The sequence below is a fragment of the Curvibacter delicatus NBRC 14919 genome (assembly GCF_001592265.1).
In the GTDB taxonomy this organism is placed as follows: domain Bacteria; phylum Pseudomonadota; class Gammaproteobacteria; order Burkholderiales; family Burkholderiaceae_C; genus Hylemonella; species Hylemonella delicata.
In genome coordinates this window covers 40246-66355 of sequence record NZ_BCWP01000015.1, presented here as the reverse complement: position 1 = coordinate 66355, position 26110 = coordinate 40246, and the positions used below count along the sequence as shown (strand labels likewise).

Here is a 26110-nt window from a genome sequence, read left to right as displayed (position 1 = left end):
CATGAGCACACCCGCCGTTCCTTCACGCTACTGGGCCGACCTGAGCACACGCGACTTCGCACAGCTCGACACAAGCTGCACCATCGCCGTGCTGCCGGTGGCCGCCACCGAACAGCATGGCCCGCACCTGCCGGTGAGTGTGGACACCGATCTGGTGGACGGCGTGGTGGCGGCATCGTTGCCGCACCTGCCGGCCGATCTGCCGGTGCTGTTTCTGCCAACGCAGGCGGTCGGCCTGAGCCCGGAGCATCAGCGCTTTCCCGGCACGCTCACCTTGTCCTCGCACACCATCATCAGCCTGTGGACCGAGATTGGCGAATCGGTGGCGCGCGCCGGCATCAAAAAGCTGGTGTTGCTCAATTCGCACGGTGGCCAGGTGAGCGTGATGGACATCGTGGCGCGTGACCTGCGGGCCCGGCTCGGCATGCTGGTCTACAGCGTGAGCTCGTTCAACCTGCCGCTGGGGCCGGAGGTGGCGCAGCAGTTCACGGCGGAAGAACACCGCTTCGGCATCCATGCCGGCCAGATCGAGACCGCCATGATGCTGGCGCTCAAACCGGAGCGGGTGGCCATGGGGCAGGCGCAGGACTTTGCTTCCGCTTCGCAGCAGCGCGCGCAGAAGTTCCCCATCCTCGGCAACGGCAAAAGTGCCAAGCTGGGCTGGCAGATGCAGGACTACAACCCGGCCGGTGCCGTCGGCAATGCGGCGGCTGCCACCGCTGCGCAGGGGCAGGCCGTGCTGCAGGCCAGCGGCCGGGCCTTGGCGCAATTGCTGGGTGAAATCGATCGCCTGCCGCCCGATACCCTGGTAAACACCTAGCCGTCCCGGTTTGACAGCCCGGGTCCGCAGGGCTACCGTGAGCACGTCTCCCTCTTCAGGAGTTGCTCATGAACACGACCACCGAACGTCGCCAATTCTGGCGCTCCGGCTTCGATGCGCCGGCGCTGGTATCTGTTGCCGGCCGCAACCATGCGGCGCGCCTGATCGATGTCTCGCTCAAGGGCGCCTTGATTGAGCATGACGACACCTGGCCCGCGAAGACCGGTCAGCCCTGTCACCTGCGCCTGGAGCTGGCCCCCGGGGCGGTGATCGTGATGGACGCCACGGTGGCCCATGTGGATGGCCGCCATATCGGGCTGCACTGCGACCGCATCGACCTCGACAGCATCACGCATTTGCGCCAGCTGGTCGAGTTCAATGCCGGTGACCACAGCGTGCTGGAGCGCGACCTGGCCAAGCTGATGGCCCAGGACACCAGCCTGCGGCATTAAGGAACGGGCCGCCCAGCAGTCGGCAAACGCGCCGGGCGGCCGAGGTGCTGCTTATTTCAGGATCAGTTCCACCGGCACGTTGCCGCGCAGCGCATTGGAGTAGGGGCAGACCAGGTGGGTGGCGTCCATCAATGCTTGGGCTTCTTCGCGCGGCAGGTCGGGAATGGTGACCTCCAGCGTCACGGCCAGGCCGAAACCGCCCTGGCCGTTCGGGCCGATGCCCACCGTGGCATCCACCTGGGTACCCTGCAGCTTGATCTTGCGCTGGCCGGCGACAAACGCCAGGGCCGAATCAAAACACGCCGAATAGCCAGCGGCAAACAGCTGCTCCGGGTTGCTGAGCGCGCCGCCAGGGCCACCCATTTCCTTCGGAATCGCCAGACGCAGATCGAGCACGCCGTCTTGCGAGACGACATGGCCATTGCGGCCGCCGGTGGCACTGGCACGGGTTTGGTACACGGTTTTCATAAATAGCTCCTAAAAGATTAAATCGCGTGCGATTAATTATCCGGGATTCATGAAACCTTGTTGGGAGCAGGGGATTTGTCAGCCTGCGGCCGACTGCAGATGGGCCAGCAGGCTGTCGAGTTGTTTCTTGAGTTTCAGCGCGTCCTGGGTGGAATAGCCCATGCGCTCGAGCAGCTGGGTCGGGATGCAGGTGCACTTCTGTTTGAGCGCGCGCCCGGCCGGCGTGAGGCTGATGTTGACCACACGCTCGTCTTCGCTGGAGCGCACACGCTGCACCAGGCCGAGCTGCTCCAGGCGTTTGAGCAGCGGTGTCAGCGTGTTGCTGGCAAGCTGGGCCCGCTCGCCAATGTGGGACACAGCGCACGGGGCGTCTTCCCACAGGATCATCAGCACGATGTACTGCGGGTAGGTCAGCCCGAGCGGCTCCAGCAGGGGCTGGTAGAGCCGGGTCAGCAACCGCGAGGCTGCATAGAGCGGGAAGCAGAGCTGCTGCTCAAGCAGCAGGTCATCGGAGGAGGGGGGCATGGACGGGCGGGTGAAAGCTGATATTCAGCGCTATTGTTTCAGGATTGGCGGCCACTGGACAAGCGGCTGGCATAAACATTGCAGCAGACAGGGCATGCCTGCCGCTCAGTTCGAAGCCCGCAACCCCTTGCCTGCCAGCGACGATCCGCTGTGGCAGCACCAGCTCGAGCTGCTGCTGGAGTCAACCGGCGAGGGCATTTTCGGTATCGACCTGGACGGCCACTGTACCTTCATCAACCGGGCCGGTGCCCGCATGCTGGGCTGGGCGGCTGACGAGGTGCTGGGCCGCAACATGCACGAGCTGACCCACCACTCGCACGCCGACGGCAGCGTCTATGCGGCACAGGACTGCCCGATCTTCAACGCCTTCCGCCAGGGCCTGCCCTGCCGCATTGACGCCGAGGTGTTCTGGCGCTGCGATGGCCAGCCGTTTCCGGTCGAATACTCCAGCTACCCGCTGCTCGATGCCGGCGTGGTGCGTGGCGCCGTGGTCACTTTTGTTGATATCACCGAACGCCGCCATGCGGCCGAGGCGCTGCAGTGTGCCAACGCCGAACTGGCACGTGCCAATGACGAACTGGAAAACCGCGTGGCCGCGCGCACGCGCGAGTTGTCAGTGGCACTGGGCCAGTTGCGCGAGCTGGCAGCGTATTCGGAAAAAGTGCGCGAGGACGAACGCACCCGCATCGCACGCGAGGTGCACGACGAACTCGGCAGCCTGCTGGTGGCGCTGAAGATGGACGTCAACTGGATGGACAAGCGCCTGGGCGAGCAGCAGCAGCGCGCACCGCACGAAGCCGAGGCCATGCGCACCCGGCTGCGCTGCAAGTGCCAGAACATGAGCCGCATGATCGAGACCGCGGTCGACAACGTCGGGCGCATCATCACCGACCTGCGTCCCAGCATCCTCGACCACCAGGGCCTGTGGGCGGCGCTGGAATGGCAGGCGCAGGAATTTGCCCAGTCGGCTGAACTAGCGCTGGCCTGGGACATGCGGGGCACCGAGGGCGTGATCCTGCCCGAGCCGATGGCGATGGCGGTGTTCCGCATCTTCCAGGAAATGCTCAGCAACGTAGGCCGTCATGCACGCGCCAATGGGCTGGACGTGCGCATCCGCATCGAACACGGCGAGTTGACGATCGAGGTGCAGGACAACGGCTGCGGTGCGACCGCGCAGGCCTTCGAGGCGCCGACGGCCTACGGCGTGCTGGGCATGCGCGAGCGGGCGCGCCACTTTGGCGGCCAGCTCGATATTTCAAGCCAAATTGGCTACGGGACCTTGTTCCGCTTGCGCACGCCGCTACGGAATGCATAGCATGATTCGCGTCCTCATCGGCGACGACCATCGCATTGTGCGCGAAGGGCTCAAGCAGGTGCTGGCCGATGCACCAGATGTGTGCGTCGTGGCCGAAGCGCCCAGCGGCCCCGAGGTGCTGGATCAGGTGCAGATGCAAGACGGTGCAACCGGGCTGGACCTGGTGTTGCTCGACATCGCCCTGCCGGGCCTGGACGGGCTGGAGGTGTTGCAGGCGCTGCGCCGCGACCATCCGGCGCTGCCGGTGCTGATGCTCAGCACCTACCCGGAAAGCCAGTATGCGGTGCGCTGCATCAAGCTCGGTGCCGGTGGGTACCTCAACAAGAGTGCCGATCCCGACGACATGCTGGCCGCCGTGCGCAAGGTGGCCGCCGGCGGCCGCTACGTCACGCCGGCCACGGCCGAGGCACTGGCGGCGGCCGTCGGCGCAGCGGCAGCAGGTGCCGGCGGGTTGGAGGCCTTGTCGCACCGTGAGCACCAGGTGTTCCGCCTGCTCACCGCCGGCCAGAGCGTGAGCGAAATTGGTGCGCAGCTCAAGCTCGCGCCCAACACGGTCAGCACCTACCGCGCCCGCATCCTTGAAAAAACCGGCACCAAGAACGATGTGGAGCTGGCGCTGTTTGCCGAACGGCATGGCCGCCGACCACCGACGGCTTGAATTGCACAGGGCTTTGTAGGGCTGGCCCTACAGGGCGTGGTGCTGGCGGGCACGAAATGCAGGCCAGCATGGGCGTGCCGCACAAACTGGCCCGACCTTTGCGTAAGACGTGGCATCCCAACCCAGAAGGTGATGCCATGACCCAGTACTTCGATCCCTATGACGCCGACCGCCCCCTGATGCTCAAGTGCAGCTGCGGCCGTGACCACAGCGTGGCCGAGCACCAGCAGGAGCTGGCAGCCGAACAGGCTGTCAAGGAACTCAAGCGCCGCAGCCTGACAAGTGAATTCGAGGCCTACAGCAATGAATTCATCGAAGCCACGTTGGTGAAAGCCATCTTTCCGCAGGACGCGGTGCGCCGGCGTTTCCTGCGTGCCGTCGGCAAGGGCACGGCCATGGCCGCCATTGCCAGCGTGCTGCCAGTGGCCAGCCTGCAGGCCATGGCACAGGAAAAAGGCTCACTGGAGAAGAAGGACCTGAAGATCGGCTTCATCCCGATCACCTGCGCCACGCCGCTGATCATGGCCCATCCGCTGGGTTTCTACAAACAGCAAGGCCTGAATGTCGAGGTGACCAAAACCGCCGGCTGGGCGCTGATCCGCGACAAGATGATCAACAAGGAGTACGACGCCACGCACTTTCTGAGCCCCATGCCGCTGGCCATCTCCATGGGCCTGGGCTCCAACGCCACGCCGATGAACGTGGCCACGATCCAGAACATCAACGGCCAGGCCATCACGCTGGCGCTCAAGCACAAGAACAACCGTGACCCGAAGAACTGGAAGGGCTTCAAGTTCGCCATTCCCTTCGAGTTCAGCATGCACAACTTCCTGCTGCGCTACTACCTGGCTGAAGCCGGACTGAACCCCGACACCGATGTGCAGCTGCGTGTGGTGCCGCCGGCCGAGATGGTGGCCAACCTGCGTGCCGGCAACATCGACGGTTTCCTCGGCCCCGATCCGTTCAACCAGCGCGCGGTGTACGAGGAGGTGGGTTTCATCCATGTGTTGACCAAGGACTTGTGGAATGGGCACCCTTGCTGCGCCTTTGGCACCAGCACCGAGTTCATCCAGAAGAACCCCAACACCTTCGCTGCGTTGTATCGCGCGGTGCTGACCTCAGCCGCCATGGCGCGCGACCCGAAGAACCGCGAGCTGATCGCCAAGGTGATTGCCCCGGCGCAGTATCTCAACCAGCCCGAGGTGGTGATCAACCAGGTGCTGACCGGCAAGTTCGCCGACGGCCTGGGCAACATCCAGAACGTGCCCGACCGTGCCGACTTCGACCCCATGCCCTGGCAGAGCATGGCGGTTTGGATGCTCACGCAGATGCAGCGCTGGGGTTACGTCAAGGGCGAGGTCAACTACAAGCAGATCGCCGAAAAGGTGTTCCTGATCACCGACGCCAAGAAGCATATGAAGGCGCTGGACCAGAAGGTGCCCGACGGGGCCTACCCGAAGTTCAAGATCATGGGCCGCGAGTTCGATGCTGCCAAGGCCGCCGAATACGCCAAGAGCTTCCCGATCCGAAAGGCATGACATGAACGCCGCACGTTCCCTCCAACTCAAGGCGGCCCTGCTGTCGGCGCTGATCCTGCTGCTGGTGCTGGGCATCTGGTACGTCGCCACCGCGTCTTCGGGCGCGGGTGGGGCGGCGGCCGGGTTGACGGCCGAGCAGATCGAATACACCAAGATGATGGGCAAGGAGATCGGCAACAGCAAGAGCGGCGGCTTCCCGACGCTGGGCCAGATGGGTAGCACGGTCTGGGGCCACCTGGCCAACCCGTTCTACGACAACGGTCTCAACGACAAGGGCATCGTCATCCAGCTGGGGTATTCACTGGGCCGGGTCGGGTTGGGTTTCGGGCTGGCCTGCCTGGTGGCGATTCCGCTCGGTTTCATCATCGGCATGTCGCCGCTGCTGCGCCGCGCCTTTGACCCCTTCATCCAGGTGCTCAAGCCCATCAGCCCGCTGGCGTGGATGCCGCTGGCGCTCTATACCATCAAGGACTCCTCCATCTCGGGCATCTTTGTCATCTTCATCTGCTCGGTCTGGCCGATGTTGGTCAACACCGCCTTCGGCGTGGCCTCGGTCAAGCGCGACTGGCTCAACGTGGCCAGCACGCTGGAAGTCAACCCGCTGCGCAAGGCCTTCCTCGTCATCCTGCCGGCGGCGGCGCCCACCATCCTGACCGGCATGCGCATCAGCATGGGCATTGCCTGGCTGGTGATTGTGGCGGCCGAGATGCTGGTGGGCGGCACCGGCGTTGGTTACTTCGTCTGGAACGAGTGGAACAACCTGTCGCTCACCAACGTGATCTTTGCCATCCTGGTCATCGGCGTGGTCGGCATGCTGCTTGACCTGGCGTTCGGCCAATTGCAGAAGGCGGTGACCTATGTGGAGTGAAGTCCCCTCGCGCGTTGCCACACCCGTGGCCATTGCCCCTACCTCGCCGCAACGAAAGGTTCCCACCGTGGACGGTTTCCTCAGAATCGAACAGCTCAGCAAGGCTTACCAGGCGGCCAAGCCGGTGTTCGCCGACGTCTCATTCACGCTGGAGCGCGGCGAGTTCGTCTGCATCATCGGCCATTCCGGCTGCGGCAAGACCACCATCCTCAACGTGCTGGCCGGGCTCGACACCGCCAGCAGCGGCCACGTTTTCATGGACGGGCGCGAGGTGGCCGGCCCCAGCCTGGAGCGTGGTGTGGTGTTCCAGGGCCATGCGCTCATGCCCTGGCTCACGGTGCGCCAGAACATTGCCTTTGCCGTCAAGTCGCGCTGGCCGGAGTGGCCGGCCGCCAAGGTCAACGTGCAGGTGGAGAAGTTCGTCGCCATGGTGGGGCTGAGCCATGCCATCGACAAGAAACCCAGCCAGCTCTCGGGCGGCATGAAACAACGCGTCGGCATTGCGCGCGCCTTTTCCATCCAGCCCAAGATGCTGCTGCTCGACGAGCCCTTCGGTGCCCTCGATGCGCTCACGCGCGGCACCATCCAGGACGAGCTGATGACCATCGTGCGCCAGACGCAGCAGACGGTGTTCATGATCACGCACGACGTGGACGAAGCCATCCTGCTGGCCGACCGCATCCTGCTCATGAGCAATGGCAGCGAGACCGCCACCGGCTACGTGCCCGGCGGCATTGCCGAAGTGGTGGTCAATCCGCTACCGCGTGAACGCACGCGCGCCGGTCTGCACCACCTGGACGGCTACTACGAACTGCGCAACCACATCGTCGATTTCCTGGTCACGCGCGCTGTGGCGCATTGACCTTGTCTCTTTCAACCTTCAACTCAACAACGGAGTCCATCATGAACCGCAACGACGTCACCGAAAAAATCATTGCCACCAAAGTGTCCAAGGGCCTGAAGTGGGACGATGTGGCCAAGAAGGTCGGCCTCTCCAAGGAGTGGGTCACCGCCGGTTGCCTGGGCCAGATGACTTTCGACGCCAAGCAGGCCAAGATCCTGGGCAAGATCTTCGGCCTCAGCGTCGAAGAGCAGAAATGGCTGCAGGTCGTGCCCTACAAAGGCTCGTTGCCCACGCCGGTGCCCACCGACCCGCTGATCTACCGCTGGTACGAGATCGTCAGCGTCTACGGCAGCACCATCAAGGAACTGATCCACGAGGAGTTCGGCGACGGCATCATGAGCGCCATCGACTTCAGCATGGACATCGTGCGCCAGCCCGACCCGAAAGGCGACCGTGTCAACGTGGTGCTGTCGGGCAAGTTCCTGCCGTACAAGCAGTATTGAGCGGCACGTTCGGGGCCAGGTCATGCTGGCCCCGAACGGTTCTCGGCCTCAGTGTGCCGTGCGTTTCGCCGGCATGGGGTGGTGGGGTGCGCTGGCCTGCAGCGACTTCAAAATCCGTTCCAGCGCCTGCAGCGCTGCATCGGCTGCCTGGTCGAACTGCGCCCGGATGATGGCGCCATCCACCGCGAGCGCAATGGCCTGGGCGTCGCGCGCACGCTGTTTCGACGGCGGCAGCAACGTCGCGATGGCCGCCACCATGTCCTGCTTGTGGCGTTGTGCGATCGCCACCACCTCGGGCTGCGTGCCACCCAGTTCGCTGACGCTGTTGATGAACGCACAGCCGCGGAAATCCGCATCGCCGAACCACTCCGCCAGCGCCGGCACCAGCGCTTTCAGGCCTGGGCCCTTGCGCTGCAAGGCATCGGTGAACCAGTCCATCCAGCGCTGGTGCCGGTATTCCAGAAAGGCCAGGATGAGGTCGTTCTTGCTCGGGAAGTGCCGGTAGAAGGTGACTTTTGTCACACCGGACGCCGCGATCACGCGGTCGATGCCCGTCGCGCGGATGCCTTCGCGGTAGAACAGCTCATGTGCGGTCAGCAGGATGCGTTCGCGGGCGGAGAGGTTCCGGGTGTCGGCGGGTTCTGTGAGGTGCATGGGTTCATTGTAGACAGATCTGTCTACTTTGGGTAGACTGCGGCATGTAGACAGACCTGTCTACATCAACCTGACCTGAGGACTGCATGATGGAAACCAAACCGCCGCTGCCACCCTTTACCCTTGAGACCGCCGCACAGAAGGTGCGCCTGGCCGAAGACGCCTGGAACTCGCGCGACCCGGACCGGGTGGTGCAGGTCTATACCGAAGACACGCGCTGGCGCAACCGCGCCGAGTTCCCGGTCGGGCGTGCGCAGGTGCGCGAGTTCCTGGCGCGCAAGTGGGTGCGCGAACTGGACTACCGCCTCATCAAGGAGCTGTGGGCCCATAGCGGCAACCGCATTGCGGTGCGTTTTGCCTACGAATGGCGCGATGATGCCGGCCAGTGGTTCCGTTCCTACGGCAACGAAAACTGGGAGTTCAACGAGCAGGGTTTCATGCAGCGGCGCTTTGCCAGCATCAACGACCTGCCGATCAAGGCGGAAGAGCGCAAGTTCTTCTGGCCGTTGGGCCGCCGCCCGGACGACCATCCGGGCCTGAGCGATCTGGGGCTGTGAGGCCGGCCTGAAAAAGCAAAGGCCTGGCGGCACCTCGGCTTCTATAAGCGGGGTGCCCCAGGCCTTGGCTTTGGTGAGCGCTGGCTTAGCGTGCCGGCGGGCGGCGCGGCGCCATGGCGGGGCCGCGGCCTTCCAGGTGGCGGAACTTGATACGGCCCTTGCTCAGGTCATAAGGCGACAGTTCGAGCGACACCTTGTCGCCGGCCAGGATGCGAATGTGGTTCTTGCGCATCTTGCCGGCGGAATAGGCGATCAGCTCATGGCCGTTGTCCAGCACCACACGAAAACGCGTGTCGGGCAGGACTTCCTTGACGACGCCGGCCATCTCAATCAGTTCTTCCTTTGCCATGTGGGTACTCCTGTGTTGCTTGGGTTAATGGGTCGGGGTACGCGTGGTTTCGCGTACCCAGTTCAGGCCTTGCTCGATCGCGTAATGCGCGGCTTCCTGGTAAGTGGGGAAATCGGGGATGAAGCGCATCACCCGGTCGGTCGAGGCGCTGCCGCGCCCGCTGGCAATCGACACCTGGGCCGCAAAGCGGCCGCCGGTCAGAGGTCGGGGGCAGGCTGCCACCCGGTATTTGCCCATCGTGATGGGCGAAGCATGAGAAATTGTCGTGTGTTGAATCATCAAAAAGCAAACCGGTCCGGGCGCCAGGCGCCTGACGGACGAATAACCAGTTGGCACGCACCTGTGCCGGTGGGTTCCGCCTGATCACCCTGGTCGCCCGTGCGGATGCATCGGGGCAGGGCACGCGTCACAGCAGGGACGACGTGAAGAACAGAAGGGAGGAAAAACCTGCCGCGTCGTGAGAAGGGGGCCGGTTCGCTCATGCGGGGCTGGACTGGCTACCCCTCTGCCGGGGGCGCACGCGTCATGCCTGGCAGGATGGACGCACACAGTCGCAACAAGCGATGGGTTAATGTAACACGTTTGCCCTCAACGCGCAGGACTTCTCTTCCATGGGCTCAGTAGTGCGGCGGCAGTTCGTCGCGCAGGTTGCGCTGCACAGGCTGGCCGCCTTCGGGCTGCTGGCGGCGCAACTCGGCCACCTCGCGCAGCAGGGCGTCAATCTGCTGCTGCTGGCGGAAGATGGTCTGGTTCAACTGGTCCAGCAGGTCTTCGGCGTAGCTGGCCTTGATCTCCAGTTCGGTCAGGCGGGCGTCGGTGTCGTGCGCTTGGTTCATGCCCTGTATTGGACCTGAAAACAGGTCTGCCGTGGCGATGCCGACGACAGACTGCACTGTTGGCATGGCTGTCGTCGTTGGCATGAGTCAGCGCCATGGCTGGGGGTTATGGCGCCGGGCGGTCCCTCGTTGTCACCGGGTTGGCAGGGAGCCGGGGCCACTCTGTCAGCTGTCCCAAGGCCTGCAGCAATCTTTCGCCGGCGGCGTCCAAGGCGCCGTCATTGCGAACTTCGAGTACAGCCCCCTGGGATGGCAGCCGGAGATCGACCGCTCTTTGCACGCGTGCTTCGATCATCTCGGGTGTCTCGCGGCCCCGTGCCAGCAGCCGCTGCCGCAGGATGTCGGCGCTGGCGGTGATGTGCAGCACGGTCAGGCCGGGGTAGCTGGCCTGCGCCTGCGGCAGGTAGGCCCGCGAGCCGTTGACCATCACCCAGCTGCCTGCAGTGAAAGCAGCCAGTTCGGCATGTCGAATGCCGTAATGCAGACCGTTGGCTTTCCAGTGCAGGGCGAAGGCCTGTTGGTCGCGCAATTGCTCAAAAGCGGCAACGTCCACGCTTTCGTGCGCCTCGCCGCCGGCCTGCGCCGGCCGGCTGATGGTGCGGCGCGCCCAGTGGATCGGCAGCGCAGGATCGAGCCGCGCCCGCAGCCAGGCCAGCAGGCTGTCCTTGCCAGCGCCGGAGGGACCGATCACATACACCAGACGTCGGTTCATCGGGAAACCTCCGCGCTGCTCATGCGCCCATCTCCTCATGCGCCACCAGCACGAAATCCGCGCCCGGGGTCGGTTCGGCAAACAGAGCCAGGGTGTCGAAGCGACAGGGCGGCAATGGGTCGAAGTGCTGCTGCGCGGCGTGTTGCAGCGCGTGCACGAGCGCCGGCGCTTCGTGCTGCAGCGGGCCGGTCAGCGACAGATGGAAGCGGAAGCGCTCCAGCACGAAGGGGTAACCCCAGCGCAGCAGCAGCGCATCCTCCTCCGGGCTGAGGCCGGCGGCGCGCCGGCGCTGTAGTTCGGCTGGCGACAGTGGGGCGGCCAGCGGAAGCAACTGCGTCACGCAGGCGGCAGCCACAGCATCAATGGCACGGTGGTCTCCCTGCGGGACCAGCGCCAGAAAATCGTCCAGCCGTGTCACCTGCAGTCGAGGCATGTCGAAGGGCTTCAGTTCGCGTGCCAACGCCCGCAACGCATCGCGCAGCTGTGCCGGCGTCACGCCGGCGGCGAGTGCGAACGGGGCCTTCAGCGTGGCGTGCCAGCCATAGCGGCGCGGCGCGGCCGTCAGGCGCTGCAGCGCCTGTGGCGGCACATGTGCAACCTCCGGCTGGGGCAGCAGCGTGTGGCGCGCGGCGCAGCGTCCGAGCCACTGGCTGCCGGCTTGCCACCAGGCACTGTCGGGCCGGGGTGCGTAGTAGACCGCATAGCGGTAGGCGGCGGTGTCAGCGTTCATCGTGGTTCACCGTGAGCTTGACGCGGTCGCCGGCAAAGCAGGCCGTGGCGTATTCGATCGGCTGCCCTGCGGCATCCACATTGATGCTCTCCACCTGCAACACCGGCCGGCTCGGCGACTGCTTGAGCAGCGCTGCCACCTCGGCCTCGGGCAGCACGGCGGTGATGCGGCTCTCGCGCCGCGTGTAGTCCGCCACACCGCAGGCGGCAAAGCCGGCCGTGATCGAGCCGGTGCTGCGCACCACCTCGGCCAGCTCCTCGAAGCGCGGCAGCGGAAAGAGCCGTTCGCTCACCTGCAGCGGCTGCTGTTCAGCCTCGCCCAGCACACGCAACCACAGCAGCGGGCTGCGCGTCGGCACCTGCAGCGCCTTCGCTTGCGCGGCAGTCGCCCGGACCGTGCGCGCCTGCAGCACCTGCAGGCCGCCGCGCAGGCCGGATTGCGCCAGGTTCTGCTGGTGGCGCGTGCGTTTGCCCAGCGCCAGGTCCACGGCGAACTCCTCCACATAGGTGCCGCTGCCCTGGCTGATGCGTACCAGGCCCTGCGTGCACAGGCTGGCCAGGGAGCGCCGGATGGTGTGGCGGTTCACGCCGTACTGCTCGGCCAGGGTGTGTTCCGAGGGCAGGCGCTGGCCGGGCGCGTAGACACCGTTGCCGATGGCCTCGGCCAGTTCGCTGGCGATGCGGGTCCAGAAGCTGTCCCGGCTGCTGCGGGCGGGGGGCGGTGATGCCGTGGCGGTGGTGCTGAGTGTTGTCATGAAACCTACATCTTTGATCTTTAAGCTGGCGCCATCGATCAACTTGTCTATACAACTTTAGGGTACCACGGACATGTTTCATGCATTTGACAACCCCGGCCCCAACCGGCCGCTGCAACGCCCGGACTGGATGGCCCTGCTGGCGCGCGCGCCGCTGCCGTTGCTGGAGTCCGCGCTCGGCCCGCAGGCGGCCGAACCGCGCTGGCTGCGCCGCCCGGAGACCGGCCTGATGATGGTGCAGGGCCGCGTCGGTGGCACCGGGGAGCGCTTCAACCTGGGCGAGGTCACGGTCACGCGTTGCGCCCTGCGCGTGGGCGCGGCCGAACAGGCGGCCGTGGGCGTGGCCTACGTGCTGGGCCGCTCGCACCGTCAGGCGCAGCTGGCCGCGCTGGCCGACGCACTGCTGCAGGACCCGGCGCAGCAGGACGGGCTCGATGCCGCGCTGCTGACCCCCGTGCGTCAGCACCTGGCGCGCCGGCGCGCCGAGCAGGCCGCCCGCACGCAGAGTACCAAGGTGGACTTCTTCACGCTGGCGCGCGAGAGCGGCGCCGACAACGACGACGAGGAGGAGGGCGCATGAACGCGGATGCACTCGCCACCTTGGGTGCCGGCTTCTCCCACGAGGCACATGGCAGTCAATCTGTCTTCCGTGCCGCGCTGCAGGCGCTGTCGCATCCCGGCCGGCCGGTGACAGTCGAGCACGATGCCGAGGTGCCGCCCAGCGGCCATGCGGCTTCGGCCGCCGTGCTGCTAGCCTTGCTGGATGCCGATTGCAAGCTCTGGCTGTCGCCCGCCCTGCGCAACAGCGGCGCTGCGGCCTGGCTGCGCTTCCATACCGGTTGCCGCCTGACAGAGCAGCCGGCGCAGGCGCACTTTGCCTGGCTGGCCGCGGCGGATGTGCTGCAACCGCTGGACAGTTTCAGCCTGGGCAGTGACAGCTACCCCGACCAGTCGACCACCTGTGTCATCGACGTGGCGGCATTGCACGCCGTGCCGGCAGCCACCGCACCGTGGCGCCTGAGCGGCCCCGGTATCCAGGATGTGGCGGGCCTGCAGGTGGAAGGGCTGGACCGCGGCTTCGTGGCGCAGTGGCAAGCCAACCACGCCCTCTTCCCGCGCGGTGTGGACGTGCTGCTGGCCACCGGCCGGCAGATCGTCGGCCTGCCACGCACCACTCGCATCGAACAGCAGAAGGAGGCCTGAGCATGTACGTGGCCGTCAAGGGCGGGGAAGCCGCCATCCTCAACAGCTACCGGTTGCTGGCGGCGCAGCGCCGCGGCGACACCGCGCTGCCGGAACTCTCGGTGGCGCAGATCCGCGCGCAGCTCAAGCTGGCGGTGGACCGTGTCATGACCGAGGGCTCGGTCTACGACCCCGAACTCGCCGCGCTGGCCATCAAGCAGGCCGCTGGCGATCTGGTGGAAGCCATCTTTCTCTTGCGCGCCTACCGTGCCACGCTGCCGCGCCTGGGCACCACCTGTGCGCTGGATACCGCGCGCATGACGCTGCAGCGGCGCATCTCTGCCACCTTCAAGGACTTGCCGGGCGGCCAGGTGCTGGGCCCGACTTACGACTACACCCAGCGCCTGCTCGATTTCACGCTGCTGGCCAACGCGCAAGAGGAGTCTGCAGCGTCTGGCGCAGTACCCGCCGCGCCCGAGCCGGCCACGCCGCGCGTGGTCGACCTGCTGAACCAGGAAGGCCTGATCGAAAACCGGCCCATGCCACCGGGCGACCCGGACCCGATGGACCTGACGCGCGAGCCGCTGCGCTTTCCGGCCGACCGCGCCACCCGTCTGCAAAACCTGGCGCGCGGCGACGAGGGCTTCCTGCTCTCCATGGCCTATTCAACCCAGCGCGGCTACTCGCACAGCCACCCCTTTGTGGGTGAAATCCGCTTCGGCGAAGTCGCGCTGGAGGTCGAGCCCGAGGAGCTGGGTTTTGCCATTTCCATCGGCGACCTGGAAATCACCGAATGCGAGATGGTCAACCAGTTCGCTGGCAGCAAGAGCGAGCCGCCGCAGTTCACGCGCGGTTACGGCCTGGCCTTCGGCCACAGTGAACGCAAGGCCATGGCCATGAGCCTGGTGGACCGCGCGCTGCGTGCCGACGAACTGGGCGAGAGCATCGAGTCGCCGGCGCAGATGCAGGAGTTCGTGCTCTCGCATTCCGACAGCCTGGAGGCCTCGGGTTTTGTGCAGCACCTGAAGCTGCCGCATTACGTGGACTTCCAGTCCGAGCTGGAGCTGGTACGCCGCATGCGAGCTGACCACAGGTCACCTACGACAGCAGGAGATGAGGCATGAGCGCCGCGCAAGTCAATTTCGCCTACCTCGACGAGCGCACCAAGCGCATGATCCGCCGCGCCATCCTCAAGGCCGTGGCCATCCCCGGTTACCAGGTGCCGTTCGGCTCGCGCGAGATGCCACTGCCTTACGGCTGGGGCACCGGTGGCATCCAGGTCACGGCCTCCGTCATCGGGCCGCAGGACGTGCTCAAGGTCATCGACCAGGGTTCGGATGACACCGTCAACGCGGTCAACATCCGGCGTTTCTTTGCGCGCACCACCGATGTGGCCACCACCACCCACACCACGGAGGCCACGCTGATCCAGACGCGCCACCGCATCCCCGAGACGCCGCTGCGCGAGGGCCAGGTCATCGTCTACCAGGTGCCGGTGCCCGAGCCCATGCAGCGCCTGGAGCCGCGCGAGGCCGAGACGCGCATGCTGCACGGCCTGGCCGAGTACGGCCTGATGCACGTCAAGCTGTACGAGGACATCGCGCGCTACGGCCATATCGCCACCACCTACGACTATCCCGTCTTGGTGAACGACCGCTACGTCATGGCGCCGTCGCCGATCCCGAAGTTCGACAACCCCAAGATGCACATGAACCCGGCGCTGCAGCTGTTCGGCGCCGGACGTGAAAAACGCATCTACGCCGTGCCGCCCTACACCCGGGTGGAAAGCCTGGCCTTCGACGACCACCCGTTCGAGGTGCAGCGCTGGGACGCGGCCTGCGCGCTGTGCGGTGCCACCGACAGCTTCCTCGACGAAGTCATCACCGACGACGCCGGCGGCCGCATGCACGTCTGCTCTGATTCCGACTACTGCCAGGAACGCCAGCAGGCGGCCGCCGATGTTGCCAGCACCGCCGACCGGGAGGTGGCATGAACATCGTCATGCGCCAGGCCCAGGCGACCGACATCCCCGCCGTGCTGGCTCTGTACGCCCAGCCGGGCATGGACGACGGGCGCGTGCTGAGCGAAGAAGAGGCGCAAGGTCTCTTCGCCGAGTTCGTCCGCTACCCCAACTACCGCCTGTTTGTGGCCTGTGACGAGTCGTCCGGCCGCGTCGTCGGCAGTTATGCCTTGCTGGTGATGCACAACCTCGCGCACCGCGGCACGCCCTCGGCGATTGCCGAAGACGTGGTGGTGTTACCCGACTGTCAGGGCCAGGGCATTGGTCGCCGCATGATGGCCCACGCCGTCGAGCAGGCGCGCCAGGCCTGTTGCTACAAGCTGGCCCTCTCCTCCAACCGCAAGCGCCATGCGGCGCATGCCTTCTATGAATCGCTCGGCTTTGCCCAACACGGCTTGAGCTTTGTCATTGAGCCTTGACATGACAACAACCACTACACCGCTCCTGCAGGTCCGCGGCATCCAAAAAAGCTATGGCGAGCGCGTGGCGCTGCACGACGCCTCCTTTGATCTCTGGCCTGGCGAGGTGCTGGCCGTGGTGGGCGAGTCCGGCTCGGGCAAGTCCACCCTGCTCAATGCCGTGGCTGCGCGCAGCCTGCCCGACGCCGGCAGCGTGCAGTTCCAGAACCGCACCGGTACCCTGCAGGAGGTCTACGCCATGAGCGAGGCCGAGCGCCGCCTGCTGGCCCGCACCGACTGGGGCTTCGTGCACCAGAACGCGGCCGACGGCCTGCGCATGGACGTCTCGGCCGGCGCCAACGTCGGCGAACGCCTGATGGGCCTGGGCGAGCGCCATTACGGCCGCCTGCGCACCACCGCGCAGGACTGGCTGCAACGCGTGGAGATCGACCCGGCGCGCATCGACGAGGCGCCGCGCGCCTTCTCCGGCGGCATGCGCCAGCGCCTGCAGATCGCACGCAACCTGGTCACGCAGCCACGCCTGGTGTTCATGGACGAGCCGACCTCGGGGCTGGACGTCTCGGTGCAGGCCCGCCTGCTCGACCTGCTGCGCCAGCTCACGCGCCAGATGCAGCTGGCCGTCATCATCGTCACGCACGACCTCGCGGTGGCGCGCCTGCTGGCGCACCGCATGATGGTCATGCAGCGCGGCCGCGTGGTCGAGTCGGGCCTCACCGACCAGGTGCTCGATGACCCGCAGCACCCCTACACCCAGCTTCTCGTCTCTTCGGTACTTCAACCATGACCGCACCCCTGCTCCAGATGAAAGGGGTGGCCAAGCGCTTCACCCTGCACCACCAGCACGGCGCCGAATTGCCGGTGCTCGACCAGGTCGACCTCAGCGTCCATCCCGGCGAGTGCATCGTGCTCGACGGCCCCTCCGGCATGGGCAAGAGCACCCTGCTCAAGCTCATCTACGCCAACTACCGCGCCAGTGCCGGCCGCATCACGCTGCAGCCGCCCGGCGGCGCGGCGGTGGAGATCACCGAGGCCACACCGCGCATGCTGGTGGAGCTGCGCCGCCACACCATTGGCTACGTCAGCCAGTTCCTGCGCGTGATACCGCGCGTCTCGGCGCTCGATGTGGTCGCCGAGCCGCTGGCCGAGGACGCCGCGGGCGACGCGGTCGCGCTGGAGGCCGCGCGCGAGCAGGCCCGCCAGTGGTTGACGCGGCTGCGCATCCCCGAGCGCCTGTGGCACCTGCCGCCGGCCACTTTCTCCGGCGGCGAGCAGCAGCGCATCAACATCGCGCGCAACATGATCAAACCGCGGCCGCTGCTGCTGCTCGACGAGCCCACCGCCTCGCTCGATGCCGCCAACACGCGCACCGTGATCGAACTCATCCACGAAGCGGTGGCGCGCGGCGCCGCCCTGGTGGGCATCTTCCATGACACCGCCGTCGGGGCCGAGGTCGCTACCCGCCGCGTCAACGTTGCCGACTTCCGGAGAAGCGCATGAACACCGCCACCGTCTTCAAGAATGCCCGCCTCGTGCTGCCCGACGAGGTACTGCTCGGCACACTGGCCGCCACCGAGGGCCGCATCGCCGCCATCGACAGCGGCAGCAGCGCCGCGCCGCAGGCCATCGACCTCGAGGGCGACTACCTGCTGCCCGGTCTGGTGGAAATGCACACCGACAATTTCGAGCGCCACCTGATGCCGCGGCCCAAGGTGCACTGGGCCGAGCTGCCGGCGCTGCTGGCGCACGACGCCGAGATCGCGGCCGCCGGCATCACCACCGTGTTCGACGCGCTGGGTGTCGGCGAGGCCGATCCCGAGAGCCTGCGCGGCAGCGCCTGGAACGGCGTGCTGGCCACGCTGGACAGCTGCACAGCGCAGGACCTGCTGCGTGCCGACCACCACCTGCATGTTCGCTGCGAGCTGCCGGCGCCCAACACCATCGATCTGTTCCAGCCCTTCCACGACCATCCGCGCCTGTCGCTGATCTCGCTGATGGACCACACCCCGGGCCAGCGCCAGTGGGAAGACATCGAGCAGGCGCGCATCTACTACACCGGCAAGAAGGGCTGGAGTGCCGAGAAGTTCGAGCGCCAGGTGGCCCACGCTGCGGAGCTGCAGGCACAGTACGCCGAGCCGCACCGCGCCTACTTCGTGGACTACTGCCGCACGCACGGCATCGCGCTGGCCAGTCACGACGACACCACGCCGACCCACGTGCAGCAGGCCCATGCCGAAGGCGCCAGCATGTCGGAGTTCCCCACCACGGTGGCCGCGGCACGCACCGCGCACGAACTGGGCCTGCTGACTGTCATGGGCGGCCCCAACGTCGTGCGCGGCGGCTCGCACTCCGGCAACGTGGCAGCGGCCGAGCTGGCACGCCACGGCCTGCTCGACATTCTTTCTTCCGACTACGTGCCGGGCAGCCTGCTCAGCAGCGTCATGCGCCTGGTGGACGACGGCCTGATGACACTGCCGCAGGCCGTGGCCACGGTGACGCGCAACCCGGCGCGCGCCACCGGCCTGCACGACCGCGGTGAACTGGTTGCCGGCCAGCGGGCCGACCTGGTGCAGGTGCGCCTGGCCGAGATGCCGGGCGGTGCCCGCCAGGCGGTGGTGCGCGCGGTCTGGCGCGAAGGCCGCCGTGTGCTGTGACGCAGGGACACGCGATGCACTACACCCATATCGCCGCCCGCAACCTGCCGCCCGATGTCGAACTGGGCCGCGAGCCGGCGATCGCGCCCGATGCCGTGATTGCCGACTGCCGCTTCGGCCGCTATACCGAGGTCGGGCAGGGCGTGCACATGACTGACAGCCTGCTCGACGACTACAGCTACCTGAGCCGCGGCTGCGAGCTGATCTCGACGGACATCGGCAAGTTCTCCAACATCGCTGCCATGGTGCGCATCAACCCCGGCTTCCATCCGATGGAGCGCGTCACGCTGCACCACATCACCTACCGTCGCCAGCGCTACGGCGCGCATGCGCAGGACGATGCCGAGTTCTTCGCCTGGCGTCGCCGCCAGCGCGTGCACATCGGCCATGACACCTGGATCGGCCATGGCGTGGTGATCATGCCCGGCGTGCGCATCGGCAACGGTGCGGTGGTGGGCAGCAATTCAGTGGTGACCAAGGATGTGCCAGCCTACGCCATCGTGGCCGGGGCGCCGGCGCGTCTGCTGCGCATGCGCTTTGCGCCTGCCATCGCCTGCGCCATCGAGGCCACCGCCTGGTGGGACTGGGACCACGCCACGCTGGTTGAACGCCTGCCGGCCATGGGCGATGTGCGGCACTTCCTGGCGCTGTACGGCGCACGGGACGGCTGCTGACCCCGGCCTACGCTGACACGCAAATGCCGCCGGGCTGTCAAACCGCTGTCACAACACGCTTTCACACTGAGCAGGATGTCTAGACGACTTGAGGACAACCATGAACACTGCATTGCATATCCGACAACTCAACAAGCATTTCGCCAACGGCAAGCATGCCCTGCGTGACATCAACCTGAGCGTGCAGCAGGGCGAGATGGTGGCGCTCATCGGCGCTTCCGGTTCCGGCAAGTCCACCCTGCTGCGCCATGTGGCCGGCTTGGTGGCAGCCGACGGCGCCAGCGACTCCCTGATCGAAATCCACGGCTGCTGCGTGCAGCAGGGCGGCCGCATCCATCGCAACATCCGCAGGGTGCGTTCCCAGATCGGCTTCGTGTTCCAGCAGTTCAACCTGGTGGACCGTCTGCCGGTGCTGATGAACGTGCTGGTCGGCCTGCTGCACCGCACGCCCGGCTGGCGCAGCTGGCTGCGCTGGTTCAACGCCCACGAACGCAGCGTGGCGCTGGACGCCCTGGCCCGCGTGGGCATTGCCGAGTGCCATGCCCAGCGGGCCTCCACCCTGTCCGGCGGCCAGCAGCAGCGTGCCGCCATCGCCCGCACGCTGGTGCAGGGCGCCCGGGTGGTGCTGGCCGACGAGCCGATCGCCTCGCTCGACCCCGAGTCCTCACGCAAGGTGATGGAGACGCTGGCCCGCATCAACCGTGAAGACGGCTGCACCGTCATCGTTTCGCTGCACCAGGTGGAGATGGCCATGAAGTACTGCCCGCGTGTGGTGGCGCTGCACCAGGGGCAGGTGGTCTATGACGGCCCGTCCGCCGCGCTTACACCGCGGCTGTTGCGCGAGCTTTACGGCATGCACGCCGACGAGCTGTTGGCAGAGCCCTCCGCACCGCAGGTATCCCCCCTGCCTGTGTCCCATGCGCCGGCCTCCGGCTGGCAAGTCCCGGTGGCGCAAGTCGCCTGATCCTCCACCCCTCCTTCAACCTCTACGGGAGTTCTTTCCATGTTCAAAAAAGCACTGGCCGGCCTGGCGCTGGGCCTGTCCCTGACTTGCGCCTGGGCGCAGGACAGCATCAACTTCGGCATCATCTCCACCGATTCGACGCAGAACCTCAAGACCGCCTGGCAACCCGTGCTCGACGAGATGGCCAAACAGACCGGCCTGAAGGTCAACGCCTTCTTCGCACCGGACTACGCCGGCATCATCGAAGGCATGCGCTTCAACAAGGTGCAGCTGGGCTGGTTCGGCAACAAGTCGGCCATGGAGGCGGTGGACCGCGCCAACGGCGAAATCTTCGCCAAGGTTGTCAACGTTGACGGCACCGAGGGCTACTACTCGCAGATGATCGTGCACAAGGACAGCCCGATCAAGTCGCTCGACGACGTGCTGAAGAACGGCAAGAGCTACAGCTTCGGCAACGGCGACCCCAACTCCACCTCCGGCTTCCTGGTGCCGGGTTATTACGTGTTCGCGCAGAACAAGATCGACGCCAAGACCCATTTCAAGGTCGTGCGTTCGGCCAACCATGAAACCAATGCCATGGCCGTGGCCAACAAGCAGGTGGATGTGGCCACCTTCAACAGCGAGAACATGGCCAAGCTGGAGAAGAACCTGCCGGAGAAGGCCAAGGAGCTGCGCGTGATCTGGACCTCGCCGCTCATCCCGTCCGATCCGCTGGTCATGCGCAAGGACCTGCCGGAGGCCACCAAGGCCAAGATCAAGGCCTTCTTCCTCAACTACGCCAAGACCAATCCGGCCGAGAAGGACATCATGGCCCGCATGAACTGGTCGCAGTTCCGCGAGTCGAGCAATGCCCAGCTGACCCCGATCCGCCAGCTGGACCTGTTCGGCCAGCGCAACAAGGTCGAGGCCGACGCCACCCTGGGCGACGCCGACAAGAAGAGCCGCCTGGCCGAGATCGACAAGAAGCTGGCCGCCCTGAAATGAGTACCGCCGCTCCCTTGCCGGCCCTGGCACCGGCACCGCCGGCGCTCAAGCGCAGCCTGGGTGCCTACCTCGTCTGGGGCCTGCTGCTGGTCCTGCTCGCGGCCTCGTGGCGCGGCGCCGACATGCGCCCGCTCGAGCTCTGGCGCGATGGCGGCAACATGGCCACCTACGCGGCCGAGTTTTTCCCGCCCAACTTCAGCCAGTGGCCGCTGTATGTGAAGGAAATGGTGGTCACGCTGCAGATCGCGCTCTGGGGCACGGCGCTGGCGGTCATCACCGCTGTGCCCATGGGGCTGCTGGCCTCGTCGAACATCGTGCCATGGTGGGTCTACCAGCCCATGCGCCGCCTGATGGACGCCTGCCGTGCCATCAACGAGATGGTGTTTGCCATGCTGTTTGTCGTCGCCGTCGGCCTGGGGCCGTTTGCCGGTGTGCTGGCCTTGTGGATCCACACCGCCGGCATCCTGGCCAAGCTGTTCTCGGAGGCCGTGGAGTCCATCGACCCGCAGCCGGTGGAGGGTATCCGTGCCACCGGCGCCAGCGCGTTGCACGAAATCATCTACGGCGTCATCCCGCAAGTCATGCCGCTCTGGATTTCGTTCACGCTCTACCGCTTCGAATCCAACGTGCGTTCGGCCTCGGTGGTGGGCATGGTCGGGGCCGGCGGCATCGGCGTCGTGCTGTGGGAGATCATCCGCGGCTTCCAGTACGCCGAAACCAGCGCGGTGATGCTGATCATCATCGTCACCGTCAGCGCGATCGACCTGGTGTCGGCCCGCATCCGCAAGCTGCTGGTCTGAGCGTTTGCAGCCGGGGCCGCTCAGGCCGCCGGCGCACCCGGCTGGCGGCGCGGGTGGGCGCGGGCGAAGGGCGCCAGCGTCTGGCAACGCGCCACGATGCGCTCGATGGTCGGGATGTCACGCACCTCGATCTGGAACACCTGCATCACCGCCAGCACGCTGGCCAGGCAGATGTCGGCCATGCCGGGCTGGTCGCCGTGGCAGAAGACGCCGGTTTCGGCCTCACTGGCCAGGCGCTGTTCCACGGCGCGCAACCCGGTGCCGAACCAGTGGGTCTGCCAGGCACGCCAGGCGGCATCGTCAAGGCCATGGGAGGCATTGAGGTATTTCCTCACCCGCGGTGTGATCAGCGGATGCGTGTCCGCCGCCAGCATGCCTGCCAGCGAGCGCACCCGCGCCCGCGCGTGGCGCTCGCTAGGCAACAGCGGCGGCTCGGGCTGGGTCTCTTCCAGAAATTCCAGAATGGCCAGCGACTGGGTGATGGGCGCATGGCCCGGTTCCACCAGCGTCGGGATACCGCCCAGGGGGTTGAGCGCGCGGTAGACCGGGCTGTGCTGCTCGCCGGCGTCGAGGTTGACGATGTGCTCGTGCACCGGCAACCCCTTCATCGCCAGCGCCACGCGCACGCGGTAGGTGGCCGAGGTGCGCCAGAAACCGTACAGATCGAACGCAGGGGTGGCGGATGTCGTCATGTGTTCAATGCAGCGTCAAGGGCAGCGAGGTTGTCTTCACCCGCACCATGGCTGGCCGGCTTTCGTAGGGCTGCGGCGTGCAGCCGCAGATGTCGGCCGCAATGGTGCGGGCCTGGCGCACGATCGGTTCGATGTAACGGCTGGCCTGCCCGTTCACCGTGATGCAGTCGCCCAGGGCGTGGATGTGCGGGTCGCTGGTGCGCAAGGTGTCGGGCGTCACCGCAATGCCGTTTTGCCATGCCAGCCCGGCGCCCTGGGCCAGTCGGCTCGGTGTCTGCAGGCCGGTAGCGGCAATCACCTGGTCGGCGGCAAAACGTTGGCCGCACTCGGTGCTCACGCGGTAGCGCCCCTGGATCTTCTCCACACGGGCCACGCATACGCCGCCAACAAAACGGATCGGCAGATCCTGCCAAGCCTGCAGCACCTGTGCGCCGGCCTGTGCGTCGTGCCAGCGTGCCAACGGTTCGGGCTGTGTGTCCAGCAGGGTGACGCGGTGGCCGCCCAGCGCCAGATCGTTGGCCAGTTCGCTGCCCACCAAGCCGGCGCCGACGATCAGCACGTCCTTGGATGTGTCTCCGAGTGCCGCACGCAATTGCAGGTAGGCGCCCAGATGATTGACGCGCCAGCACAGCGCGGCCGGCAGGCTGGGCGGCAGCGCCGGCTGCGCGCCGTGCGCCAGCACAAGGTGCTGGTAGGGCAAGGTGCCGCGTGTGGTGCGCAACTGCTGCGTATCGGCGCAGATGCGGATGGCATGGGTGTGCGCCAGCAGGCGCACGTTCAGGCGCTGCGCGGCGGCGGCACCGGTCTCGCGCACCAGCTTGTCCGCGTCGAGTTGGCGCGCCACCGCCACCGACAGCAGCGGCTTATCGTACACGTCGCCGGCGCAGGCGGTCACCAGCGTGATGGGCAGCGCCGCATCCAGGGCGCGCAGCGTTTCGGCCAGTTGCCAGCCGGCGCGGCCGGCGCCGACGATCACCACGCCCGGTGTCTGGCGCGCGGCCAGCGCCGGGGTGCAAGCGGCTTGCGCCTGCAACGCGGCCAGGTCTGGCGGCGTGTAGGGCGCAAAGTCGGCCTTGGTCACACCGCACAGCGGGCAGGCCCAGTCGTCCGGGATGTCGGCGAAGCGGGTGCCGGCGGGCAGGCCGCTGTCGGGGTCGCCATCGGCTTCGTTGTAGATGTAGCCGCAGGCGTTGCAGATGTACTGCTCAAACGGAGCGAGTGTGGCCCCCACGCTTGCCACTGCGTGTGCTGCGCTGCCCCCCGAGGGGGCCTTCGTGCCTTCGGGCTGCCGTGCGGCACTCGTACCTTGGACCGCCTCGGCAATCGGGGTGCGTGTGTTCATGCCGGCAGCTCCTCGGCGCTCAGGCGCGCCATCTCCTTGCGCAGGTGTTTGATGGCCGGCGTGACGATGGCCACGAAATGCGACTCGCGCACGCGGCGCTGCACGTCCGAACTCATCAGGTAACCACGCGCGCCCTGGTGCATCAGGGCCGACTGCGCGGCACGCAGACACAGCTCGGCACCATGCGCCCGCGCATCGAGCACGTCAATGAAAAACTCGGTGCTGCTGTCGAACGGTGTCTCGGCCATCTTCATCACGCGCGCGGTCAAGGCATCGAGTTCAGCCTGCAGCTCGGCGGGCCGGTCTTCCAGGAACTGGTTCACGTGGCCGAGTTGCGGCTCGACCGCCCACATGCTGTCTATGGCGCCCTGCGTGATGCCCACCGCCATGCCGCACTGGAGCATGACGAAGGCGGCGCGGATGCGTGCAATGGTCGGCTTGGCCGGGTCGGCGATCAGGTCGTCGGCGCCGATGAACAGGTCTTTCACGCGCAGGGCGTAGGTGCCGGTGCCTTCCATGGCCGAGAAGCTCGGGCATTCGCGCAGCTCCACACCGGGCGCGTTGCAGCGCAGCAGGAACATCACTTCCTTGTCCAACGGCTGTTGTGCCTCGTCCACCACCGCGGCAATGGCGCCGCAGTAATGGTCCGGTCCCAGGTTGCTCACCCAGGGCAGCGTGCCGTTGATGCGGTAGCCGCCTTCCACCGGGGTGGCCTTGAGCAGCAGGCCCTCGATCTGCGCGTAGCTCTTCATCGGGTTGGACAGCGCGGTACCGCCCAGGCCCACGCCGCTGGCGTGTTCCATCAGCGCCTCACCCATCAGCGCCGGGTTGCCCGACTGCTGCATGTACAGGCCGCACACTGCCTGGCACCACATCATGAAGCCGGTGGCACCGCACACACGCGACACCTCGGCCATGGCCTGAATGGCCAGTGCGTAGCTGCCTGGGCCGGCGTGCGCGTCCAGGTGCGCGCTCATGGCGCCCACGGCCGCGAGCTGGCGCAGCACCGCAGCCGGGTAGTGGCCTTGGCGGTCGATCGCTTCCACCTGCTGCTGCAGCGGGCCCTGTGCCACCGCACGTACGGCGGCCAGCAGGGCGTCGCCGGACAGTGGCGGCAGGCTGGTGACTTCACGGGGCAGGTCGGCGGCGTTCATGCGGGGCTCCTCGGTTGGCAGCGGGTGGAATGTCGGGGTGAAGGTTCAGTCGGCCAGGCCGATGGTGAACGGGATCGGGTTGCGCATCGTGTTGGCCACCGGCGAGTAGTAGTTGGCGTGCTGCACGATCTCGTCCAGCACCTCACGCGGCGCATCGCCTTCCACCAGCACCTTGACGCGGATGGCCTGGAAGCCCATCTCGGGCGGCGTTTTCTGCAGCGCGCCGTCGGCACCCCAGGCGGCCGGGTTGCCGATGTCGCCTTCCAGAAACACTTCGAGCTTGGTGAGCTTGACGCGCTTCCAGGTGGCCACGGCGGTGATGCCCACCGCCAGGCAGCCGCCCAGGCCCGAGAGCACGATCTCGCCCGGCGCCGGCGCGGTGTCCTGGCCGAACAGGTGCAGCGGCTCGTCCACCACCACCGGCGCATGGTTGCCCACGTAGCTGAGCGAGCGGTACTGGCCTTCCATCACGGTGTGGACCTTGTTGGTGCCGCGGCTGGCCGGGTTGTTGCGGCCTTTCTCGGCAAAGGCCATCAGGCCGTCGCGGTCGATCGGGCGCAGGTAGGCCTTCACGGTGGTCACGGGGGCGGTGGGTTCGAGCAGGTCGGTGGAGGACATGGTGTTTCCTAAAGTGCAGTTGCGTGT

At 66.6% G+C, this 26110-nt stretch carries 34 protein-coding genes; 21 read left to right on the top strand and 13 right to left on the bottom strand.

The features are described from left to right. Position 1: 1 nt before the first annotated feature. Together CDE01S_RS09090 and CDE01S_RS09085 are read left to right on the top strand one after the other, a co-directional pair. Positions 2–820, top strand: coding sequence for a creatininase family protein (locus CDE01S_RS09090; RefSeq protein ID WP_066706184.1), 819 nt, complete (start codon positions 2–4; stop codon positions 818–820). A 68-nt stretch (positions 821–888) separates the two neighbouring features. Then, positions 889–1272, top strand: coding sequence for a PilZ domain-containing protein (locus tag CDE01S_RS09085; protein WP_066706181.1), 384 nt, complete (start codon positions 889–891; stop codon positions 1270–1272). Between the two features lie 51 nt (positions 1273–1323). Here the strand turns inward: CDE01S_RS09085 and CDE01S_RS09080 are convergent, their stop codons facing one another. Together CDE01S_RS09080 and CDE01S_RS09075 are read right to left on the bottom strand one after the other, a co-directional pair. Further along, positions 1324–1740 (bottom strand): organic hydroperoxide resistance protein, encoded by a 417-nt coding sequence (locus CDE01S_RS09080; protein ID WP_066706178.1) that lies wholly within the window; start codon positions 1738–1740, stop codon positions 1324–1326. Positions 1741–1818: 78 nt separating this feature from the next. After that, the gene (locus CDE01S_RS09075; protein WP_066706175.1) at positions 1819–2265 is read right to left on the bottom strand and encodes a MarR family winged helix-turn-helix transcriptional regulator; all 447 of its coding nucleotides are present in this window, start codon (positions 2263–2265) and stop codon (positions 1819–1821) included. Between the two features lie 94 nt (positions 2266–2359). Between CDE01S_RS09075 and CDE01S_RS09070 the strand changes: the two genes are divergently transcribed. The 6 genes from CDE01S_RS09070 (at position 2360) to cynS (ending at position 7991) form a co-directional block, all read left to right on the top strand. Continuing rightward, entirely contained in the window at positions 2360–3580 is a 1221-nt protein-coding gene (locus CDE01S_RS09070) for a sensor histidine kinase (protein ID WP_066706172.1), read from the top strand. After that, positions 3573–4238, top strand: a complete 666-nt coding sequence (locus tag CDE01S_RS09065; protein ID WP_066706169.1) for a response regulator — start codon at positions 3573–3575, stop codon at positions 4236–4238. Before CDE01S_RS09070 ends, CDE01S_RS09065 begins: the two co-directional genes overlap by 8 nt. 137 nt (positions 4239–4375) lie before the next feature. Continuing rightward, entirely contained in the window at positions 4376–5776 is a 1401-nt protein-coding gene (locus CDE01S_RS09060) for a CmpA/NrtA family ABC transporter substrate-binding protein (RefSeq protein ID WP_066706249.1), read from the top strand. A 1-nt stretch (position 5777) separates the two neighbouring features. Beyond that, entirely contained in the window at positions 5778–6644 is an 867-nt protein-coding gene (gene ntrB / locus CDE01S_RS09055; RefSeq protein ID WP_066706166.1) for a nitrate ABC transporter permease, read from the top strand. Beyond that, entirely contained in the window at positions 6634–7506 is an 873-nt protein-coding gene (locus CDE01S_RS09050; protein ID WP_066706163.1) for an ABC transporter ATP-binding protein, read from the top strand. The genes ntrB and CDE01S_RS09050 overlap by 11 nt, the downstream gene beginning before the upstream one ends. A gap of 41 nt (positions 7507–7547) precedes the next feature. Further along, positions 7548–7991 carry a cyanase gene (gene cynS, locus CDE01S_RS09045; RefSeq protein WP_066706160.1) on the top strand — a complete coding sequence of 148 codons (444 nt, stop codon included), beginning with the start codon at positions 7548–7550 and terminating at the stop codon, positions 7989–7991. Between the two features lie 48 nt (positions 7992–8039). Here cynS and CDE01S_RS09040 read toward each other — a convergent pair whose 3' ends face one another. Next, positions 8040–8645: a TetR/AcrR family transcriptional regulator gene (locus CDE01S_RS09040; RefSeq protein WP_066706158.1), complete on the bottom strand. Its 606-nt coding sequence runs from the start codon at positions 8643–8645 to the stop codon at positions 8040–8042. A gap of 89 nt (positions 8646–8734) precedes the next feature. Here CDE01S_RS09040 and CDE01S_RS09035 point away from each other — a divergent pair, with 89 nt between their 5' ends. Continuing rightward, positions 8735–9202, top strand: coding sequence for a nuclear transport factor 2 family protein (locus CDE01S_RS09035; protein ID WP_066706241.1), 468 nt, complete (start codon positions 8735–8737; stop codon positions 9200–9202). A gap of 85 nt (positions 9203–9287) precedes the next feature. Here CDE01S_RS09035 and infA read toward each other — a convergent pair whose 3' ends face one another. The 6 genes from infA to phnF form a co-directional block, all read right to left on the bottom strand. Continuing rightward, positions 9288–9551 (bottom strand): translation initiation factor IF-1, encoded by a 264-nt coding sequence (infA, locus tag CDE01S_RS09030; protein WP_066706155.1) that lies wholly within the window; start codon positions 9549–9551, stop codon positions 9288–9290. A gap of 24 nt (positions 9552–9575) precedes the next feature. Beyond that, positions 9576–9830, bottom strand: a complete 255-nt coding sequence (locus CDE01S_RS09025) for a DUF6566 family protein (protein ID WP_157077087.1) — start codon at positions 9828–9830, stop codon at positions 9576–9578. A gap of 338 nt (positions 9831–10168) precedes the next feature. Next, positions 10169–10387 (bottom strand): SlyX family protein, encoded by a 219-nt coding sequence (locus CDE01S_RS09020; protein WP_066706149.1) that lies wholly within the window; start codon positions 10385–10387, stop codon positions 10169–10171. A gap of 106 nt (positions 10388–10493) precedes the next feature. Next, complete coding sequence (gene phnN / locus CDE01S_RS09015) at positions 10494–11099, bottom strand: phosphonate metabolism protein/1,5-bisphosphokinase (PRPP-forming) PhnN (protein WP_066706146.1); 606 nt, start codon at positions 11097–11099, stop codon at positions 10494–10496. 19 nt (positions 11100–11118) lie between these two features. Further along, on the bottom strand, positions 11119–11829 hold the full coding sequence (locus CDE01S_RS09010) for a DUF1045 domain-containing protein (RefSeq protein WP_066706144.1): 711 nt from the start codon (positions 11827–11829) through the stop codon (positions 11119–11121). Continuing rightward, entirely contained in the window at positions 11819–12583 is a 765-nt protein-coding gene (gene phnF, locus CDE01S_RS09005) for a phosphonate metabolism transcriptional regulator PhnF (RefSeq protein WP_066706239.1), read from the bottom strand. The genes CDE01S_RS09010 and phnF overlap by 11 nt, the downstream gene beginning before the upstream one ends. A gap of 73 nt (positions 12584–12656) precedes the next feature. Here phnF and phnG point away from each other — a divergent pair, with 73 nt between their 5' ends. From phnG to phnE, 12 genes are all read left to right on the top strand, one after another. Next, positions 12657–13163, top strand: coding sequence for a phosphonate C-P lyase system protein PhnG (phnG, locus tag CDE01S_RS09000; protein WP_066706143.1), 507 nt, complete (start codon positions 12657–12659; stop codon positions 13161–13163). Beyond that, the gene (gene phnH / locus CDE01S_RS08995) at positions 13160–13786 is read left to right on the top strand and encodes a phosphonate C-P lyase system protein PhnH (RefSeq protein WP_066706140.1); all 627 of its coding nucleotides are present in this window, start codon (positions 13160–13162) and stop codon (positions 13784–13786) included. Before phnG ends, phnH begins: the two co-directional genes overlap by 4 nt. 2 nt (positions 13787–13788) lie before the next feature. Next, complete coding sequence (locus CDE01S_RS08990) at positions 13789–14889, top strand: carbon-phosphorus lyase complex subunit (protein ID WP_066706137.1); 1101 nt, start codon at positions 13789–13791, stop codon at positions 14887–14889. Continuing rightward, the gene (locus CDE01S_RS08985; RefSeq protein WP_066706134.1) at positions 14886–15758 is read left to right on the top strand and encodes an alpha-D-ribose 1-methylphosphonate 5-phosphate C-P-lyase PhnJ; all 873 of its coding nucleotides are present in this window, start codon (positions 14886–14888) and stop codon (positions 15756–15758) included. Before CDE01S_RS08990 ends, CDE01S_RS08985 begins: the two co-directional genes overlap by 4 nt. After that, positions 15755–16204, top strand: coding sequence for a GNAT family N-acetyltransferase (locus tag CDE01S_RS08980; protein ID WP_066706130.1), 450 nt, complete (start codon positions 15755–15757; stop codon positions 16202–16204). Before CDE01S_RS08985 ends, CDE01S_RS08980 begins: the two co-directional genes overlap by 4 nt. A gap of 1 nt (position 16205) precedes the next feature. Then, positions 16206–16988 (top strand): phosphonate C-P lyase system protein PhnK, encoded by a 783-nt coding sequence (gene phnK / locus CDE01S_RS08975; RefSeq protein WP_066706128.1) that lies wholly within the window; start codon positions 16206–16208, stop codon positions 16986–16988. Continuing rightward, the gene (phnL, locus tag CDE01S_RS08970) at positions 16985–17701 is read left to right on the top strand and encodes a phosphonate C-P lyase system protein PhnL (RefSeq protein ID WP_066706124.1); all 717 of its coding nucleotides are present in this window, start codon (positions 16985–16987) and stop codon (positions 17699–17701) included. The genes phnK and phnL overlap by 4 nt, the downstream gene beginning before the upstream one ends. Beyond that, positions 17698–18855 carry an alpha-D-ribose 1-methylphosphonate 5-triphosphate diphosphatase gene (locus CDE01S_RS08965; RefSeq protein WP_066706108.1) on the top strand — a complete coding sequence of 386 codons (1158 nt, stop codon included), beginning with the start codon at positions 17698–17700 and terminating at the stop codon, positions 18853–18855. The genes phnL and CDE01S_RS08965 overlap by 4 nt, the downstream gene beginning before the upstream one ends. Before the next feature lie 14 nt (positions 18856–18869). After that, positions 18870–19529, top strand: coding sequence for a DapH/DapD/GlmU-related protein (locus tag CDE01S_RS08960; RefSeq protein WP_066706105.1), 660 nt, complete (start codon positions 18870–18872; stop codon positions 19527–19529). Between the two features lie 100 nt (positions 19530–19629). Next, the gene (gene phnC, locus CDE01S_RS08955) at positions 19630–20493 is read left to right on the top strand and encodes a phosphonate ABC transporter ATP-binding protein (protein ID WP_066706102.1); all 864 of its coding nucleotides are present in this window, start codon (positions 19630–19632) and stop codon (positions 20491–20493) included. Between the two features lie 39 nt (positions 20494–20532). Beyond that, the gene (gene phnD / locus CDE01S_RS08950) at positions 20533–21477 is read left to right on the top strand and encodes a phosphonate ABC transporter substrate-binding protein (protein WP_066706099.1); all 945 of its coding nucleotides are present in this window, start codon (positions 20533–20535) and stop codon (positions 21475–21477) included. Then, a complete protein-coding gene (gene phnE, locus CDE01S_RS08945; protein WP_066706096.1) occupies positions 21474–22277 on the top strand; it encodes a phosphonate ABC transporter, permease protein PhnE in 804 nt (267 codons plus the stop codon). The genes phnD and phnE overlap by 4 nt, the downstream gene beginning before the upstream one ends. Positions 22278–22297: 20 nt before the next feature. Here phnE and maiA read toward each other — a convergent pair whose 3' ends face one another. From maiA to CDE01S_RS08925, 4 genes are read right to left on the bottom strand one after another with little or no spacing between them, the layout of a single operon-like run. After that, complete coding sequence (maiA, locus tag CDE01S_RS08940; RefSeq protein WP_066706093.1) at positions 22298–22969, bottom strand: maleylacetoacetate isomerase; 672 nt, start codon at positions 22967–22969, stop codon at positions 22298–22300. Between the two features lie 4 nt (positions 22970–22973). Beyond that, positions 22974–24311, bottom strand: coding sequence for an FAD-dependent oxidoreductase (locus CDE01S_RS08935; RefSeq protein ID WP_084382818.1), 1338 nt, complete (start codon positions 24309–24311; stop codon positions 22974–22976). Beyond that, a complete protein-coding gene (locus CDE01S_RS08930) occupies positions 24308–25465 on the bottom strand; it encodes an acyl-CoA dehydrogenase family protein (RefSeq protein WP_066706090.1) in 1158 nt (385 codons plus the stop codon). Before CDE01S_RS08930 ends, CDE01S_RS08935 begins: the two co-directional genes overlap by 4 nt. A gap of 45 nt (positions 25466–25510) precedes the next feature. Then, positions 25511–26083 (bottom strand): OsmC family protein, encoded by a 573-nt coding sequence (locus CDE01S_RS08925; protein WP_066706085.1) that lies wholly within the window; start codon positions 26081–26083, stop codon positions 25511–25513. Positions 26084–26110 lie beyond the last annotated feature (27 nt).